The sequence below is a fragment of the Saccharopolyspora karakumensis genome (assembly GCF_004349225.1).
Classification (GTDB): domain Bacteria; phylum Actinomycetota; class Actinomycetes; order Mycobacteriales; family Pseudonocardiaceae; genus Saccharopolyspora; species Saccharopolyspora endophytica.
Genome location: NZ_SMLA01000034.1, coordinates 36,818 through 52,097, shown reverse-complemented (window position 1 = coordinate 52,097; position 15,280 = coordinate 36,818). Strand labels below are relative to the sequence as shown.

Sequence of the window (15,280 nt, the reverse complement as noted above, 5' to 3'; positions counted from 1 at the left end):
GTTCTGGTCTGAACCGGGCGCAGCGAACTTCGATCGTGGACGGTTCGGGCCGGTGCTGACCACTGCCCCGCGCGGGTGCCGACACGCGAGCCTTCGGGTCGTTCGTCCGCCGCGCGGGGCGGGAGCCCCGGCACCGTACCCGGGATGAGCGCGTTGATCGCGGCCGGAGCCCTCGCCGGATGGGCCGGACGCCACCTGCTGAGCCGACTCCGCCGCGGCACCGCCGTTCCGCCCGGCTGGTGCGAGGCGGGGGTGTCGCTGGCGTGGGCGCTGGTGGCCCTCCGGCAGCCGCCCGGGTGGTGGTTGCCGGTCCCGCTCGCGCTGGGCTGGCTCGCGGTCGTCCTCAGCGCCTGCGACCTGCGGGTTCGTCGTCTGCCCGACGCCCTGACCCTGCCCGCCTACCCCGTCGCCGCCGCGCTGCTCGTGGTGGTCGCGGCGCACCGGCCGGGTGTCGTGCTCGGTTCGGCGGCCGGGCTCGTCCTGCTGGGTGGGACGTACCTGGTGGTCAGGCTCATGTCCCCGCCCGCGATGGGCGCGGGGGACGTCAAGCTCGCCGGGGTCCTGGGCGCGGTGGTGGGTGCGGTGTCGGTTCCCGCCGTCGCCGGGGTCGTCGCGGTCGCGGCGGCGTTCACCCTGGTCGGCGCGCTGTGGAGGCGCGCGGGGGCGGTCGCGCACGGTCCGGCGGTGCTGGTTCCGTCCTGGCTGGTGACGCTGAGCTGGCCGTGACCCACCCGGGCGGGTTCCCCCAGGGCAGAGCGTGGCAGGATCTAAGTTGTGTTGCGCTGGATGACCGCTGGAGAATCGCACGGCCCCGCCCTCGTCGCGGTGCTGGAAGGCATGGTGGCCGGGGTCGAGGTGACCTCGACCGAGATCGCGACCCAGCTGGAGCGCCGCAAGCTCGGCTTCGGGCGCAGCCCGCGGATGAACTTCGAGGCTGACGAGCTGGAGATCATCGGCGGCGTCCGGCACGGCCGCACGCAGGGCGGTCCGATCGCGGTGCGCATCGGCAACACCGAGTGGCCCAAGTGGGAACAGGTCATGGCCGCCGACCCGGTCGACGAGGACGTGCTGGCCAACCTGGCCCGCAACGAGCCGCTGACCCGCCCGCGTCCCGGCCACGCCGACATCGCCGGCATGCAGAAGTACGGCTTCGACGAGGCCCGCCCGGTCCTGGAGCGCGCCAGCGCCCGCGAGACCGCCGCGCGCGTGGCCGTCGGCACCGTCGCCCGGCAGTTCCTGCGCCAGCTGTTCGGCGTGGAGATCGTCAGCCACGTGGTCAGCCTCGGCGGCGTGGACGCCACCGGCGAGGTGCTGCCCGGGCCGGACGACCTGGCCGCCATCGACGGGAACCCGGTCCGTGCCTTCGGCGACACCGCCACCGAGCGGATGATGGCCGAGGTCGACGCCGCGAAGAAGGACGGCGACACCCTCGGCGGCGTCGTCGAGGTCATCGCCTACAACCTTCCTCCGGGCATCGGCTCGCACGTGCACTGGGACCGCAAGCTCGACGCCCGCCTGGCCGGTGCGCTGATGAGCATCCAGGCGATCAAGGGCGTGGAGATCGGCGAGGGATTCGCCAACGCCCACCGCCGGGGCAGCGCCGCGCACGACGAGATCTACCCCGACCAGGGCGTCAACTGGGTCCGCCGCGACAGCAACCGCGCGGGCGGCCTCGAAGGCGGCATCACCAACGGCGAGCCGCTGATCGTGCGCGCCGCCAAGAAGCCCATCTCCAGCCTTCCGCGCGCACTGGCCACTGTGGACATGGTGACCGGCGAGCCCGCGCAGGCGATGCACCAGCGCTCCGACATCACCGCGGTGCCGCGCGCCGCCGTGGTCGCCGAGACGATGGTGGCGCTGGTGCTGGCCGAGGCCGCGCTGGAGAAGTTCGGCGGCGACTCGCTGCCGGAGACCCGCCGCAACGTCGAGGGTTACCTCGCCTCGCTGCGCGAGCGCGCGGAGAAGCGGCAGGTGCGGTGATGTCGCCGCGCGCGATCGTGATCGGCCCGCCCGGCGCGGGCAAGACCACCATCGGCAGGCTGCTGGCCGAACGCCTCGGCGTGACGTTCCGCGACACCGACGCCGACGTCGTCGGGAGCACCGGCCGCGAGATCGCCGACATCTTCGCCAACGACGGTGAGCCCGCCTTCCGGGCGCTGGAGGAGCGGGCCGTCGACACCGCGCTGCGCGAGCACGACGGCGTGCTGGCGCTGGGCGGCGGGGCGGTGCTCTCCGAGCTGACCCGCGAACGGCTCGCCGGGCACCCGGTGGTGTTCCTGTCGGTCGGGCTCGCCGAAGGCGCGCGCCGCGTGGGGCTGTCCAGCGCGCGCCCGCTGCTGGCCGGGATCAACCCGCGCGCGACGTTCAAGGCACTGCTGGACGCGCGCCTGCCGATCTACCGCTCGGTGGCCGCCGTGGAGGTCACCACCGACGAGCTCGAACCCGCGCAGGTGGTCGACCAGGTCGTCGACGACCTCGCGGCGCTGCCGTCTCGCTAGGGGGTGTTTCGTGGCGGAGCCACCTTCTCCTTCGGTGAGCGGGCAAGCAACTGGCACCCCTGAGGACCTCAGTTCTCCTACCCGCACCGCTCAGCAGTACGACCCCGATACTCTCCAGACAAGCCCGATTGCCGAAGGGACGATGATGACCGAGCCGGTTCGGATCAGCGTGAACGGCCAGCAGCCCTACGACGTGGTCGTCGGCCGGGGGCTGCTCGGTGAGCTGGTGGAATTCCTCAGCGGGGCGTCGAGCGTCGCGCTGGTGCACCAGCCCACGATCACCGCCACCATCGAGGCGGTCCGCGAGGAGCTGACCGAGGCCGGCATCGACGCGCACCGGGTCGAGATCCCCGACGCCGAGGACGGCAAGAGCCTGCAGGTCGCCGGGTTCTGCTGGGAGGTGCTGGGCAAGATCGGCATGGACCGCGACGGCGTCGTGGTGTCCTTCGGCGGTGGCGCGGTCACCGACCTCGGCGGGTTCGTCGCGGGCACCTGGATGCGCGGTGTGAAGGCCGTGCACGTGCCCACCACCCTGCTGGGCATGGTCGACGCCGCCGTGGGCGGCAAGGCCGGCATCAACACCGACGCGGGCAAGAACCTGGTGGGCCTGTTCCACGAGCCGAGCCTGGTGCTGTGCGACCTGGTGACGCTGGAAGGCCTGCCGCGCAACGAACTCCTGGCGGGCATGGCCGAGGTCGTCAAGGCCGGGTTCATCGCCGATCCGGAGATCCTGAGGCTCATCGAGGAGGACCCGGACACCGCCACCGACCCGAGCGGTGACGTGCTGGCCGAGCTGGTCCGCCGGTCCATCCAGGTCAAGGCCGACGTCGTCTCGTCGGACCTCAAGGAGTCGCACCTGCGCGAGGTGCTCAACTACGGGCACACGCTGGCCCACGCCATCGAGCGCCGCGAGCGCTACCGCTGGCGCCACGGTGCCGCGGTCAGCGTCGGCCTGGTCTTCGCCGCCGAACTGGCGCGGCTGGCGGGACGTCTCGACGACGAGACCGCCGACCGGCACAAGCGCATCCTCGATCTGCTCGGCCTGCCCACCACCTACGACCCGGACGCGCTGGGCTCGCTGATGGAGGGCATGAAGGCCGACAAGAAGAACCGGTCCGGCGTGCTGCGGTTCGTGGTGCTCGACGGTCTGGCCAAGCCGGAACGGCTGGAAGGCCCGGACCCGTCGCTGATCGCGGCCGCGTACTCGGTGATCACCGGTGGTGAGAGCAAGTCCAGCACGGAGGTTCTGCTGTGAAGGTCCTCGTCCTCAACGGACCCAACCTCGGCCGGCTCGGCAAGCGCGAGCCGAGCGTCTACGGCAGCACCACCTACGCTGACCTGGTGTCGATGTGCGAGAAGGCCGGCCAGGACCTCGGCGTCGAGGTCGAGGTCCGGCAGACCGACCACGAGGGCGAGATGGTCGGCTGGCTGCACGAGGCCGCCGACGCCTCCTGGCCGGTGGTGCTCAACGCGGGCGCGTGGACGCACTACTCGGTGGCGGTGCGCGACGCCGCCTCGCAGCTGACCGCTGATCTGGTCGAGCTGCACATCTCCAACGTGCACAAGCGGGAACCGTTCCGGCACACCAGCTACCTGTCCGACATCGCGACCGCGGTGATGGCGGGTCTGGGCGTGGCCGGGTACCCGCTGGCGATCCGCTGGCTGGCCGAGAACGCGGGGGAGTAGTGCGCGGCCGGCTGCCGTTATGCCTGGTCGCCGTCGCGCTGCTGGCGGGCTGCACGCAGGTCGACGGCAGCCCGGTGACGCAGGTGGTGCAGCGGCAGCGGCCGGTTCCGGTGCCGCAGCCGGTGGAGCTGCGGACCGCCGCCGAGCGCGGGAGCCCCGGTGTGGTGGCGGCGGGCGGGTTGCCCGCGCCGTACAACTACGGGCCGTCGGTGCTGTCCGAGGGCGGCCGGTACCGGGCGTGGTGGTGCAGTCAGCTGCCGGGGGTGGGGCCCGCGGGCGACGACGTCCTGCACGCCTCGGCGGCCTCGCCGGACGGTCCGTTCACCGAGGGTGCGGCGCCCGCGGTTCCGGTCTTCGCCGGTGAGCCGGGGCGTTTCGACGGGATGCACACCTGCGATCCGTCGGTGCTGCACGTGGGCGGCCGCTACTACCTCTACTACACGGGCGCGGCGGGCGATCACGCGCACGGCAACGCCATCGGGGTCGCGACCAGCGCGGACGGCATGGCGTGGACGCGCGGTGCCGCGCCGATCGTGACCGCGGCGGGCGAGGTCCCGCGCGGCAACGTCTACGGCGCCGGGCAGCCCTCGGCGGTGTTCGTGGACGGCTGGTTCTACCTGCTGTTCACCGACACCACCGCCAAGGGCGCCGGCTGGAACGGGGCCGGGCAGTTCGTGCTGCGCTCGCGAGACCCGTTGTTCGGCGAGGACGTCCAGGCGTTGACCGAGCGCGGCTTCCGGCCTGCCGGTGGCGAGCGCGGCCGGTCGGTCGTCGACGCGTTCAGCGCGGACTGGGCCTACTCGCCGACGCTGGACGCCTTCGCCATCGCGCACCAGACCACCGGCGGAACCCAGATCACCTTCTGGGACAGGGAGTTCACCCGCCACCCCTACGCGCCGGTGACGATTCCCGGGCCGTGGCAGGAAGGTCCGGGGCTGGTCCGCGACGGCGAGGGGTGGATTCGTCCATCCACATCGGACCCGTGCGGGACGGTGCCGCTCGACGTCCTGCGCGCCACCGCGCTCGCCCCGGCCCCCACCGACATCCGGCACTTCGGCCTCGACATCACCGATGCCGGCGGCTGCGGCACCGCTCCGCGAGCGGCACGGGCGCTGGACGGCGTCGCGGTGCCCTCACCGGTCCGCACGGTCGACCTCGTCCACGACGGTGCCAGGGTCCGGCTCGAACGCCGCTCGGTGGCCGAGACGGTCGCGGTGACGGTCCTCGACGACCGCCCGGACCCCGTGGACGCCCTGCCGGTGATCGCCGAGATCGCCTCCGGTGCCCCGGCCCTGCGCTCCCCGACGGGCGAGGTCGGTCTGCTCGACACCCGCGGCGGCCTGTGGCGGATCACCCCGGAAACCGCGCGGGCCAACACCTCTCCGATCGCCGACGTCACCGAGGCGCAGTGGCGATCCCATCCCGCCCGGGGCGACCTCCGGCCCTGACCCTCGCGCTCCGCCGAGCGAGGGGGTGAAAGGCCGATCAGGACGGTGCGCCCGGCTGGAGGGTCTTGACCGTGAGCTGCTCGCCCGGGAGGTCCGGGTTGGCGCAGGCCGTCCCGGTGAGGGGAACGAACATCGAGTCGTACTCCTGGGGCGGGTAGACGCGCAGGCCGCGGGCTTCCTCCGGGTGGCAGGTGGCGGAGTCGTAGTTCTCCGTGCGCGGGGCCGCCAGCGGCGCCCACGCCTGCCCGCCGGGTCGCAGGGTGATGGCCGGGCCCTTGGTGCCCTCGCGGTGGGCGGGCCGGCCGATCTGGTGGCCGTCGTCGCCGCCGACGTAGGACACCCCGGCGAAGCCCTGGATCTCGCAGGTGCTGCCGCCGGAGTTGGTGAACCGCAGCGCGTGGTGCGCGGTTCCCGCGCCCGCGTCGACGTATTCGACCGCCACGGCGAGATCCCCCACCTCGCACAGCCGCGTCTGCGGTGCCGGGTCGGACCCGGTCTTCGCGGTCGTGGTCTCGGCCGGTGGTGGTACCTCGGCGGCCGGGGTGCTCCCGGTCGCCTCGGAGCGCGTCTGCGGCTCCGGCGACGAGCCGCCGACGATCCTGCTGGACGAGGTCGCACCGTCCTCGTCGCAGGCGCTGAGACCGACGGTGAGCAGCGCGGCGGTGGCCGCCAGGATGATCCTCTTGCGAGTCATGTTCTCCGCCTCTCCGTACCGATCACTCACTTGAGAGGACGCGCATCGGTCGGGGAGGTTGCTCGACCCGTGAGCGGAGGTAACCAAGGGCTGGTGATGAATGGGCGGAGCCGCATCCTCTTCCACCACCTGAGCAACCGGCACCGCCGCGCAAAGCAATTCCTCAGCAGTTCTTAGTCCTGGTGGAAGGTCCGGCGGTAGGCGGCCGGACCGATGCCCAGCCGGGCGCGCAGGTGCTTGCGCAGCGAGGTGGCGGTGTTGAGGCCGGAGGCGACCGCGACCTCCTCGATCGGCAGGTCGGTGTGCTCCAGCAGGTGCCGTGCGTGCTCGATGCGCTGTCCCAGCAGCCAGTCCAGCGGCGAGGTGCCGGTCTCCTCGCGGAACCGCCGGGTGAAGGTCCGCACGCTCATGCCCGCGTGCGCGGCGATCGCCTCCAGCGTCAGCGGTTCGGCGAGCCGGTGCAGCAGCCATTCGCGGGTCGGCGCGGTGCCGGTGGCGCCGGGGGAGGGCAGCGGGCGTTCGATGAACTGGGATTGCCCGCCGTCGCGCCAGGGCGGGACGACGTTGCGCCTCGCCGCCCGGTTGGCGATCTCGCTGCCGTGGTCGTGGCGGACGACGTGCAGGCACAGGTCGATCCCGGCGGCCACCCCCGCGGAGGTCAGCAGGTCGCCGTCGTCGACGAACAGCACGTCCGGACGCAGCTCGACGTGCGGGAACCTCTCGCGGAACCGGTCGGCGTGCGCCCAGTGCGTGGTCGCCGGACGGCCGTCGAGCAGGCCCGCGGCGGCGAGCACGAACGCGCCGGTGCAGATCGACATGATCCGGGTGCCCGCGGGCAGGTTGCGCAGGTAGTCGGTGACCTTGGGGTCCTCGGTGAACGTCTCGGCGTCGACGCCGGGCACGATGACCGTGTCGGGCTCGCGCAGCGCGTCGGTGCCGCACTCGGGCAGGATCGTGAAGCCCCTGTTGGTGGCCAGCGGCCCGCCGTCGATGCTGCACACGCGCACCTCGTAGAGCGGTCCGTCCGGTCCGGTGGCGCCCGCGAAGATCTGCGGCGGTATCGCCAGGTCGAACCCGACGACGGTCTCCACCCCGAGCACGGCGATCCGATGCGGCCTCATGGCCGAATCTTCCCACATTGTGTCCCTCCGGCCACTGGTTCGGCCTCCAGCGCTCGATCACGCTGGTCAGCATGGTTCGCATGCTGCCCGCGCGGGTCCACCCCGCCTGGTCGATCGCCGTCGTCGCGTTCATCGCCCTGGTCGGGGCCGCCGCCTTCCGGTCGGCACCCGGGGTGCTGATGGACCCGCTGCACCGGGAGTTCGGCTGGCCGCACGGGCTGATCTCGGCGGCGGTGTCGCTGAACCTGCTGCTGTTCGGGCTGACCGCGCCGTTCGCCGCGGCGCTGATGGTGCGCTTCGGCGTCCGGTGCGTCACCACCTCGGCGCTGCTGCTCGTGGGGCTGGGCAGCGGGCTGACGGTGTTCATGACCGAGCCGTGGCAGCTGATCCTGTGCTGGGGCCTGCTGGTGGGGCTGGGCACCGGCTCGATGGCGCTGGCGTTCGTGTCCACGGTGGTCGACCGCTGGTTCGTGGCCCGACGAGGGCTGGTCAGCGGCGTGCTCACGGCCGGCAGCGCGACCGGTCAGCTGGTCTTCCTGCCGGTGGAGGCGATGCTGGTGGAGAGCTGGGGCTGGCGAGCGGCCTCGCTGACCATCACCGCAGCCGCGCTGCTGGTCGCCGTCATCGTCTGGCTCGTGATGCGCGAACACCCGCGCGATCTCGGGTTTTCCGCCTACGGAGCCACCGGGGACGAGCCGGAGCCCGCGCAGGACAGGGGAAATCCCGCCGTGGTCGCCGTCAGAACCCTCGCGGAGGCCGCCCGCACGCCCGCTTTCTGGCTGCTGGCAGGCGGTTTCGCGATCTGCGGAGCCAGCACCAACGGCCTGGTCAACACCCACTTCGTGCCCGCAGCGCACGACCACGGCATGCCCACCACGATGGCCGCCGGGCTGCTCGCGCTCATCGGCGTCTTCGACGTGCTCGGCACCGTGGCGTCGGGCTACCTCACCGACAAGATCAACCCGCGCGTGCTGCTGGCCGTCTACTACACGCTGCGCGGCGCCTCGCTGTTCGTGCTGCCGCAGCTGTTCGCCCCGACGCCGGGGGCGGAGATGGTGATGTTCGTCGTCTTCTACGGCCTGGACTGGGTCGCCACGGTGCCGCCGACGATGGCGCTGTGCCGCGAGCACTTCGGGCCGAAGGCCTCGGTGGTGTTCGGATGGGTGTTCACCTCGCACCAGGTGGGTGCGGCGGCCGTCGCCGCCGGGGCCGGGCTGATCCGCGACCACTTCGGCGACTACGCGCTGGCCTGGTACGGATCGGGATTGCTCTGCCTGCTGGCGACGGCCTTCTCCGTATCGATCCGGAGAAACGCCCCCAGGCGACCCGCCGCGGACCGGGGCGCGAATCCGGCCCGGACGGGTGCCTGAGGCAACGACAGTTCTGAGAGCGCTCCCAAGATCGGAAAAGAGGCTGAAGAGATCGGCGGGGCGTGCACCGGGTGGGCTCAGCGGACCGGTTCCCGGCCGTGTGACCAGCGGGTTCACCGCGGTAGTCGCGGGAGGATCGTTCCAGATCCGCTGACCTGCGAAATTGCCAGTTGTCGTCGCCCGGTGGGAACGGCGGGGTAATCTCCGGGGTCATGTCTGAGCTTCTCGCCCGTGCGGTCGGCGAGCGCGGTGAGCTCGTGCTGATGCGCCGCGACGACGCGCTGGAACTGCGGGTCAACGGCGTGTTCGTGATGGACACCGCGCACACCGAGACGGAACGCATGCTGGCCACCGCCACCCTCGGCCACCTCGCGCGCTCCGGCGGGCTCCGGGTGCTCATCGGCGGGCTCGGCCTCGGGTTCACCCTGCGCGAGGTGCTGGCCGACGAGCGCGTGCGCGAGGCCCACGTGGTGGAGATCGAACCCGACCTCGTCGCCTGGCACCGCGACGGGCTGGTCCCGGACACCGCGGACGCGCTGGCCGACGAGCGGGTGCGCATCAGCGTCGGCGACATCGCCGCGGTCCTGGGCGAGCAGCCCGACGGCGGGTGCGACGTGCTGCTGCTCGACGTCGACAACGGCCCGGACTTCCTGGTCTACGAGGAGAACTCGGCCCTCTACGGACCGGGTTTCCTCCGGCGCTGCAAGGACAAGCTCGCCCCCGGCGGCACGCTGGCGGTGTGGTCGGCCGACGCCTCGCCCGAACTGCTCGGCGCGGTGCGGGACGTCTTCGGCGACTGCACCGAACTGGTCATCCCGGTCACCCTCGGGCAGCGCGAGTCGACCTACCACCTATTCGTCTCGCACCAGGTCGAGCTCGAGCAGGCTGGGCTCCAGTACTCCCTCTAGCACCAGCAGTTTCCGCTTGGCCTCCAGGCCGGGCCCGAATCCGCCGAGCCCACCGCCGGAGGCCAGCACCCGGTGGCACGGCACGATCAGCGGCACCGGGTTGGAACCCATGATCGACCCGACCGCGCGGGACGCCTCCGGTCTGCCGGAGAGCTCCGCGAGGCCCTTGTAGCTCACGGTCTCGCCGAAGGGCACCAGCTCCTGCAGCGTCCGCAGCACGTGCGCGCGCAGCCCGTCGAGCTCGGTCCAGTCGATCGCGAGCCGGAACTCCCGGCGCTCGCCGGAGAAGTACTCGCCGAGCTGCGCCGTCGCCTCGCCCGCGAGACCGCCGGGCGCGGCCGAGCCGAACTCGGCGAGCGCGACCTCGGGACCGGCGAAGGCGACGTGCCGCACACCGGTCTCGGAGGCCACCACGGTGATGTCCCCGACCGGTCCCGCCACGGTGCTCCACGTCAGCTCCACCGGCTCAGCGTAGCGCCCGCCACCGACACCCCGGCCGCGCTCGCGAAGATCCGCTCACCTGCGAATTTCCACGCCCCCGAGTTGCGCGGAGCGGGTCCGGGGCGCAAGGTCCTGGCGGCTTTCAGCAAACGGCCGTCAGACGAAGGCCAATCCCGTGTCCTGCGAGTTAGGCTCCGAAACATGCCCGAAACGCACGCCCACCGACGAGACGCACTCCGCAGCCGACTGCGGGAGCGGGACCTGGACGCCCTCCTGGTGACCGACCTGCTCAACATCCGCTACCTGACCGGCTTCACCGGTTCCAACGCCGCGCTGGTGGTGCACGCCGCCGACGGTCCTGGCGGTGAGGACCGCACGGTGTTCTGCACCGACGGCCGCTACCTGACGCAGGCCGAGGAGCAGGTCGCGGACCTGGAACGCGTCATCGACCGGGCGAGCGACCTGACCATCGCCCACCGCCTCGGCGAGGAGAACACCGACTACCGGCGGGTCGGCTTCGAGTCCCAGCACGTCACCGTGGACGACCGCGACGTGCTCGACGACGCCGCGGGCAAGTCCGAGCTGGTCCGGGCCCCGGGCATGGTCGAGCAGCTGCGGCTGATCAAGGACGCCACCGAGATCGAGGCGCTGCGGATGGCCTGCGCCGCCGCCGACCGCGCGCTGACCGACCTCATCGAGCACGGCGGGCTCCGCGCGGGGCGCACCGAGCTGGAGGTGGCCCGCGAGCTGGAAGCGCGGATGCTGGACAACGGTGCCGCGGGCCCGTCGTTCGAGACCATCATCGCCGCGGGCCCGAACTCCGCGGTCCCGCACCACCGGCCCACCGACGCGGTGCTGGCCCACGGCGACTTCGTCAAGATGGACTTCGGAGCGCTGGTCGACGGCTACCACTCGGACATGACCCGCACGGTCGTGCTGGGCAAGGCCGCCGACTGGCAGCGCGAGATCTACGAGCTCGTCCGCGCCTCGCAGGCGGCCGGCCGCGCGGCCGTGAAGATCGACACCGAGGTCCGCGACGTCGACTCCGCGGCCCGCCAGGTGATCGCCGACGCGGGGTACGGGGAGCAGTTCCTGCACGGCTTGGGACACGGCGTGGGGCTGGAGATCCACGAGGCGCCCACGTTGTCGCAGCGCGGGGACGGTAGAATCGCCGAGAGGATGGCGGTCACCGTCGAGCCTGGCGTCTATCTGGCCGGGCGGGGCGGGGTCCGCATCGAGGACACGCTGGTCGTGCGGCCCGGCACACCGGAGCTCCTCACCCTGACGACCAAAGAGCTCGTCGAAGTCTGACGCACGACGAGTGCGCGGAATTTCGCCGGCACCCCGTCGCGGCCCGGCGCAACACCAAGCCATCACCACAGGAGAACCCCCACGTGGCTTCCACGAACGACCTGAAGAACGGACTGGTGCTCAACCTCGACGGCCAGCTGTGGTCCGTCGTCAACTTCCAGCACGTCAAGCCCGGCAAGGGCGGCGCCTTCGTCCGCACCACCCTCAAGAACGTGCTCTCCGGCAAGGTCGTCGACAAGACCTTCAACGCCGGCGTGAAGGTCGACACGGCCAACGTCGACCGCCGCGAGATGACCTACCTGTACTACGACGGCAACGACTACGTCTTCATGGAGCCGGAGACCTTCGAGCAGGTCAACGTCACGCCTGACGTCGTCGGCGACGCCGCGAAGTTCATGCTGGAGAACAGCCAGGTCGTCGTCGCCCGGCACGAGGACGCTCCGCTGTACGTCGAGCTGCCCGCCTCCGTCGAGCTCGTCGTCGAGCACACCGACCCCGGCGTGCAGGGCGACCGCTCGACCGGTGGCACCAAGCCGGCGACGCTGGAGACCGGTGCCGAGGTCCAGGTCCCGCTGTTCCTGAACACCGGTGACAAGGTCAAGGTCGACCCGCGCGACGGCCGGTACCTCAGCCGCGTCAACTCCAAATGAGCGGCTCGCGCAGCAAGGCCCGTAAGCGCGCGGTCGATTTCCTCTACGAGGCCGATCTGCGCGAGACCGATGCCGTCACGCTCATGTCCGACCGGATCGGCGCGCCCGAGACCGCCCCGGTCCCGGACTACACGATCACCCTCGTCGAAGGCGTGAACGAGAACCGGGAGCGGATCGACGAGCTGCTCACCCAGCACATCGAGGGCTGGACGCTCTCGCGGATGCCGGTCGTCGACCGCGCCGTGCTGCGGCTGGGCCTCTACGAGCTGCTGTGGTGCCCGAAGGGCGACGTGCCGCCGGTGGTGGCCGTGGACGAGGCGGTGGAGCTGGCCAGGGCGCTGTCCACCGACGACTCCCCGCGCTTCGTCAACGGCGTCCTGGGACGTCTGGCGGGGATTCGGGACAGGCTCCGCAAAGCCCTACCCAAAGAGGAAACCCCGGTCGACTGATCTTCTGCTCTCGGGGTCGCTTTGCTCGGCGGTGCGGGTGGCGGAACCTCAGCGGTCCTCTGGGTCCGGGCGCCACTCCTGATGTATGCCAATACACGGCGTCGCGGCGTCCTCCCCAGAGAACCGCTGAGAACCCGCGGCGGTGCCGGTTGAGTCCCGCACTTGAAGAGGCGGCTACTGCCGCTCACAAAACACCGAAGAGGGGCACCTGCCGTGCGGCAGGTGCCCCTCTTCGGTTCGTGGGGGTTCTCACTCGAACGGCGGTGTGCTGTCGTTGCCCTGTGCGAGCACTGGGAGGTCGACCGGCGACCGAACGGGTGAGGGCCCGGAAAGCCCTGGGGCACCCGTCGCGGCTTCGCCGCTGGGTGCCCCGGTCCGCCTATCGGTGTTGTTTCACTCCTCGCGAGCAGGGCGCGCCTCCGGGGGAAGCACACCCCAGTCGATGAGCTGCTCGGTGAGCTCGCCCGGCGTCATGTCGTAGATGATCGCCAGGGACCGCAGGTCTTCGGTGCGGATGGACAGCACCTTGCCGTTGTAGTCACCGCGCTGGCTCTGGATCGTGGCCGCGTAGCGGGCCAGCGGACCCACTTTCTCGGCGGGCAGTTGTTGCAGGCGCTCGAGGTTGATCACGACCTTCGTGGCCGGTTCGGCTCCAGAAGGCACGCGGCCCTCGGGCAGCAGCTCCGCGACCGGCACGCCGTAGAAATCGGCGAGTTCGGCCAGCTTCTGCACGGTCACCGCGCGGTCGCCTCGCTCGTAGGACCCGACGACCACGGCCTTCCACCGTCCGCCAGACTTCTGCTCGACGCCGTGCAGCGACAGACCCTGCTGCTGGCGGATAGCGCGGAGTTTGCTGCCCAGCGCCTTGGCGTAGTCGCCCATGTGGCGTTTCTCCGTTCGTTCGCCCCGTCAGCCGATAACGGCGACCGGGGAGCAAAGCTCAGATCGATACGGAGAGTAATGTTCGCTCGCGAGCGTCACCAGGTCAAGTTGGTCTTCGGTGCCGATGTGGCGAGCGCCAACACACCACCCGGTCGATTGACCCGTTGTCGCTGATAGCGTACGGGGCAGCCCGGTGATGCGCAGGTTCATCACGAACCCGGATTGCGGGGCAGCTCACACACCATCCTTTAAGGACCCGTCCTGTGAGGCGGAGAAGGAGGTCGCACCGTGGCGTCTCGCCATCAGGCGAGCGCGGCGGAACCGGCTGGGCAGCGGGAGTTGCTCTCGGCCGGTGACGTTGCGCGCACGATAGCCCGAATCGCGCACCAGATCATCGAGAAGACCGCGCTGGACACCGGCGACGGCTGCGTGGTGCTGCTGGGCGTTCCCACCAGGGGAACGCCGCTGGCCAGGCGGTTGGCGGACAAGATCAGCGAGTTCAGCGGCGTGACGGTTCCCGTCGGCACCCTGGACATCACGCTCTTCCGCGACGACCTGCGCTCCCAGCCCAACCGGCCGCTGGAGCCCACCAACCTGCCGCCCGGTGGCATCGACCACAAGCTGGTCGTGCTGGTCGACGACGTGCTGTTCTCCGGCCGCACCGTGCGCGCGGCCCTCGACGCCCTGCGCGACCAGGGCCGGCCCCGCTCGGTCCAGCTGGCCGTGCTGGTGGACCGGGGGCACCGGGAACTGCCGATCCGCGCGGACTACGTGGGCAAGAACATCCCGACCTCCCGCAGCGAGGACGTGGCGGTGCAGCTGTCCGAAACGGACGGCGAGGACCGCGTGGTGATCCACAAGGAACAGGAGGAGGTGTGATGCGCCACCTTCTGTCCACCGAGGGTCTGGCCGCGGCTGACGCGACCGCCGTCCTCGACACCGCCGACACGCTCAAGCAGACGCTGCTGGGGCGCGAGGTGAAGAAGCTCCCCACGTTGCGCGGGCGCACCGTGGTGACGCTGTTCTACGAGAACTCCACCCGGACCCGGGTGTCCTTCGAGGTCGCCGGGAAGTGGATGAGCGCCGACGTGATCAACGTGTCGGCCGGCAGCTCGTCGGTCGGCAAGGGCGAGTCCCTCCGGGACACCGCGCTGACGCTGGCGGCGGCCGGCGCGGACTGCGTGATCATCCGGCACCCCGCCTCCGGCGCCGCCCACCGGCTCGCCGGCTGGCTGGAGCAGGACGGCACCCAGGTCGTCAACGCGGGCGATGGGATGCACGAGCACCCCACCCAGGCCCTGTTGGACGCCGCGACCCTCCGGGAGCGCCTGGGGGACGTCTCAGGGCGTCGCATCGGCATCGTGGGCGACCTGCTGCACAGCCGCGTCGCGCGGTCCAACGTGCACCTGCTGCGGACGCTGGGGGCCGAGGTGACGCTCATCGCGCCGCCGACGCTGGTGCCCACCGGCATCGAGCACTGGGGCGCCGAGGTGCGTCACGACCTCGACCCGGAACTGCCCAAGCTGGACGCGGTCATGCTGCTGCGGGTGCAGGCCGAGCGGATGCACGGCGGGTTCTTCCCGTCGGCGCGCGAGTACTCGATCGCCTACGGCCTCAACGAGAAGCGGCTCGCGAAGCTGCCCGAGCACGCGGTCGTGCTGCACCCCGGCCCGATGCTGCGCGGCATGGAGATCGCGCCGGCGGTGGCCGATTCGCCGCGCGCCGCCATCACCCAGCAGGTCGGCAACGGCGTGCACGTGCGGATGGCGGTGCTCTACCACCTTCTCGCGGGAGAGGAGCTCGCCGCATGAGTCGTCTTGTC

At 71.5% G+C, this 15,280-nt stretch carries 17 protein-coding genes; 13 read left to right on the top strand and 4 right to left on the bottom strand.

What is annotated here, in order from left to right:
• Positions 1-144: 144 nt before the first annotated feature.
• From E1202_RS20690 to E1202_RS20665, 6 genes are all read left to right on the top strand, one after another.
• Positions 145-726, top strand: a complete 582-nt coding sequence (locus E1202_RS20690) for a prepilin peptidase (RefSeq protein WP_132684802.1) — start codon at positions 145-147, stop codon at positions 724-726.
• A 48-nt stretch (positions 727-774) separates the two neighbouring features.
• Positions 775-1,980: a chorismate synthase gene (gene aroC, locus E1202_RS20685; protein ID WP_132684801.1), complete on the top strand. Its 1,206-nt coding sequence runs from the start codon at positions 775-777 to the stop codon at positions 1,978-1,980.
• The gene (locus E1202_RS20680; RefSeq protein WP_235878734.1) at positions 1,980-2,498 is read left to right on the top strand and encodes a shikimate kinase; all 519 of its coding nucleotides are present in this window, start codon (positions 1,980-1,982) and stop codon (positions 2,496-2,498) included. The genes aroC and E1202_RS20680 overlap by 1 nt, the downstream gene beginning before the upstream one ends.
• A gap of 145 nt (positions 2,499-2,643) precedes the next feature.
• Complete coding sequence (aroB, locus tag E1202_RS20675) at positions 2,644-3,753, top strand: 3-dehydroquinate synthase (RefSeq protein WP_132684799.1); 1,110 nt, start codon at positions 2,644-2,646, stop codon at positions 3,751-3,753.
• A complete protein-coding gene (aroQ, locus tag E1202_RS20670) occupies positions 3,750-4,184 on the top strand; it encodes a type II 3-dehydroquinate dehydratase (protein WP_132684798.1) in 435 nt (144 codons plus the stop codon). The genes aroB and aroQ overlap by 4 nt, the downstream gene beginning before the upstream one ends.
• Complete coding sequence (locus E1202_RS20665) at positions 4,184-5,632, top strand: glycoside hydrolase family protein (RefSeq protein WP_235878732.1); 1,449 nt, start codon at positions 4,184-4,186, stop codon at positions 5,630-5,632. The genes aroQ and E1202_RS20665 overlap by 1 nt, the downstream gene beginning before the upstream one ends.
• A 37-nt stretch (positions 5,633-5,669) precedes the next feature.
• Here the strand turns inward: E1202_RS20665 and E1202_RS20660 are convergent, their stop codons facing one another.
• Both E1202_RS20660 and E1202_RS20655 read right to left on the bottom strand, forming a co-directional pair.
• Positions 5,670-6,326: a DUF4232 domain-containing protein gene (locus E1202_RS20660; protein ID WP_132684797.1), complete on the bottom strand. Its 657-nt coding sequence runs from the start codon at positions 6,324-6,326 to the stop codon at positions 5,670-5,672.
• 173 nt (positions 6,327-6,499) lie between these two features.
• On the bottom strand, positions 6,500-7,447 hold the full coding sequence (locus E1202_RS20655) for a GlxA family transcriptional regulator (RefSeq protein ID WP_207918810.1): 948 nt from the start codon (positions 7,445-7,447) through the stop codon (positions 6,500-6,502).
• Positions 7,448-7,527: 80 nt separating this feature from the next.
• Here E1202_RS20655 and E1202_RS20650 point away from each other — a divergent pair, with 80 nt between their 5' ends.
• Together E1202_RS20650 and E1202_RS20645 are read left to right on the top strand one after the other, a co-directional pair.
• Positions 7,528-8,817, top strand: a complete 1,290-nt coding sequence (locus E1202_RS20650) for an MFS transporter (RefSeq protein ID WP_132684814.1) — start codon at positions 7,528-7,530, stop codon at positions 8,815-8,817.
• A gap of 212 nt (positions 8,818-9,029) precedes the next feature.
• A complete protein-coding gene (locus E1202_RS20645) occupies positions 9,030-9,725 on the top strand; it encodes a spermidine synthase (RefSeq protein WP_132684795.1) in 696 nt (231 codons plus the stop codon).
• Here the strand turns inward: E1202_RS20645 and E1202_RS20640 are convergent.
• On the bottom strand, positions 9,669-10,187 hold the full coding sequence (locus E1202_RS20640; RefSeq protein ID WP_132684794.1) for a methylated-DNA--[protein]-cysteine S-methyltransferase: 519 nt from the start codon (positions 10,185-10,187) through the stop codon (positions 9,669-9,671). The two genes, E1202_RS20645 and E1202_RS20640, sit on opposite strands and share 57 nt — an antisense overlap.
• 180 nt (positions 10,188-10,367) lie before the next feature.
• On the opposite strand from E1202_RS20640, the gene E1202_RS20635 reads away from it, so the two are divergent.
• The 3 genes from E1202_RS20635 to nusB all read left to right on the top strand — a co-directional run bounded on the left by E1202_RS20635 (position 10,368) and on the right by nusB (position 12,576).
• Entirely contained in the window at positions 10,368-11,477 is a 1,110-nt protein-coding gene (locus tag E1202_RS20635) for a M24 family metallopeptidase (protein WP_132684793.1), read from the top strand.
• 83 nt (positions 11,478-11,560) lie between these two features.
• The gene (gene efp, locus E1202_RS20630) at positions 11,561-12,127 is read left to right on the top strand and encodes an elongation factor P (RefSeq protein WP_132684792.1); all 567 of its coding nucleotides are present in this window, start codon (positions 11,561-11,563) and stop codon (positions 12,125-12,127) included.
• Entirely contained in the window at positions 12,124-12,576 is a 453-nt protein-coding gene (gene nusB, locus E1202_RS20625) for a transcription antitermination factor NusB (RefSeq protein ID WP_132684791.1), read from the top strand. Before efp ends, nusB begins: the two co-directional genes overlap by 4 nt.
• A gap of 393 nt (positions 12,577-12,969) precedes the next feature.
• Here the strand turns inward: nusB and bldD are convergent, their stop codons facing one another.
• Positions 12,970-13,458: a transcriptional regulator BldD gene (bldD, locus tag E1202_RS20620; protein WP_010311046.1), complete on the bottom strand. Its 489-nt coding sequence runs from the start codon at positions 13,456-13,458 to the stop codon at positions 12,970-12,972.
• Positions 13,459-13,746: 288 nt separating this feature from the next.
• On the opposite strand from bldD, the gene pyrR reads away from it, so the two are divergent.
• Together pyrR and E1202_RS20610 are read left to right on the top strand one after the other, a co-directional pair.
• Positions 13,747-14,337: a bifunctional pyr operon transcriptional regulator/uracil phosphoribosyltransferase PyrR gene (gene pyrR / locus E1202_RS20615; protein ID WP_132684790.1), complete on the top strand. Its 591-nt coding sequence runs from the start codon at positions 13,747-13,749 to the stop codon at positions 14,335-14,337.
• Positions 14,337-15,269 (top strand): aspartate carbamoyltransferase catalytic subunit, encoded by a 933-nt coding sequence (locus E1202_RS20610; protein ID WP_132684789.1) that lies wholly within the window; start codon positions 14,337-14,339, stop codon positions 15,267-15,269. Before pyrR ends, E1202_RS20610 begins: the two co-directional genes overlap by 1 nt.
• Positions 15,270-15,280 lie beyond the last annotated feature (11 nt).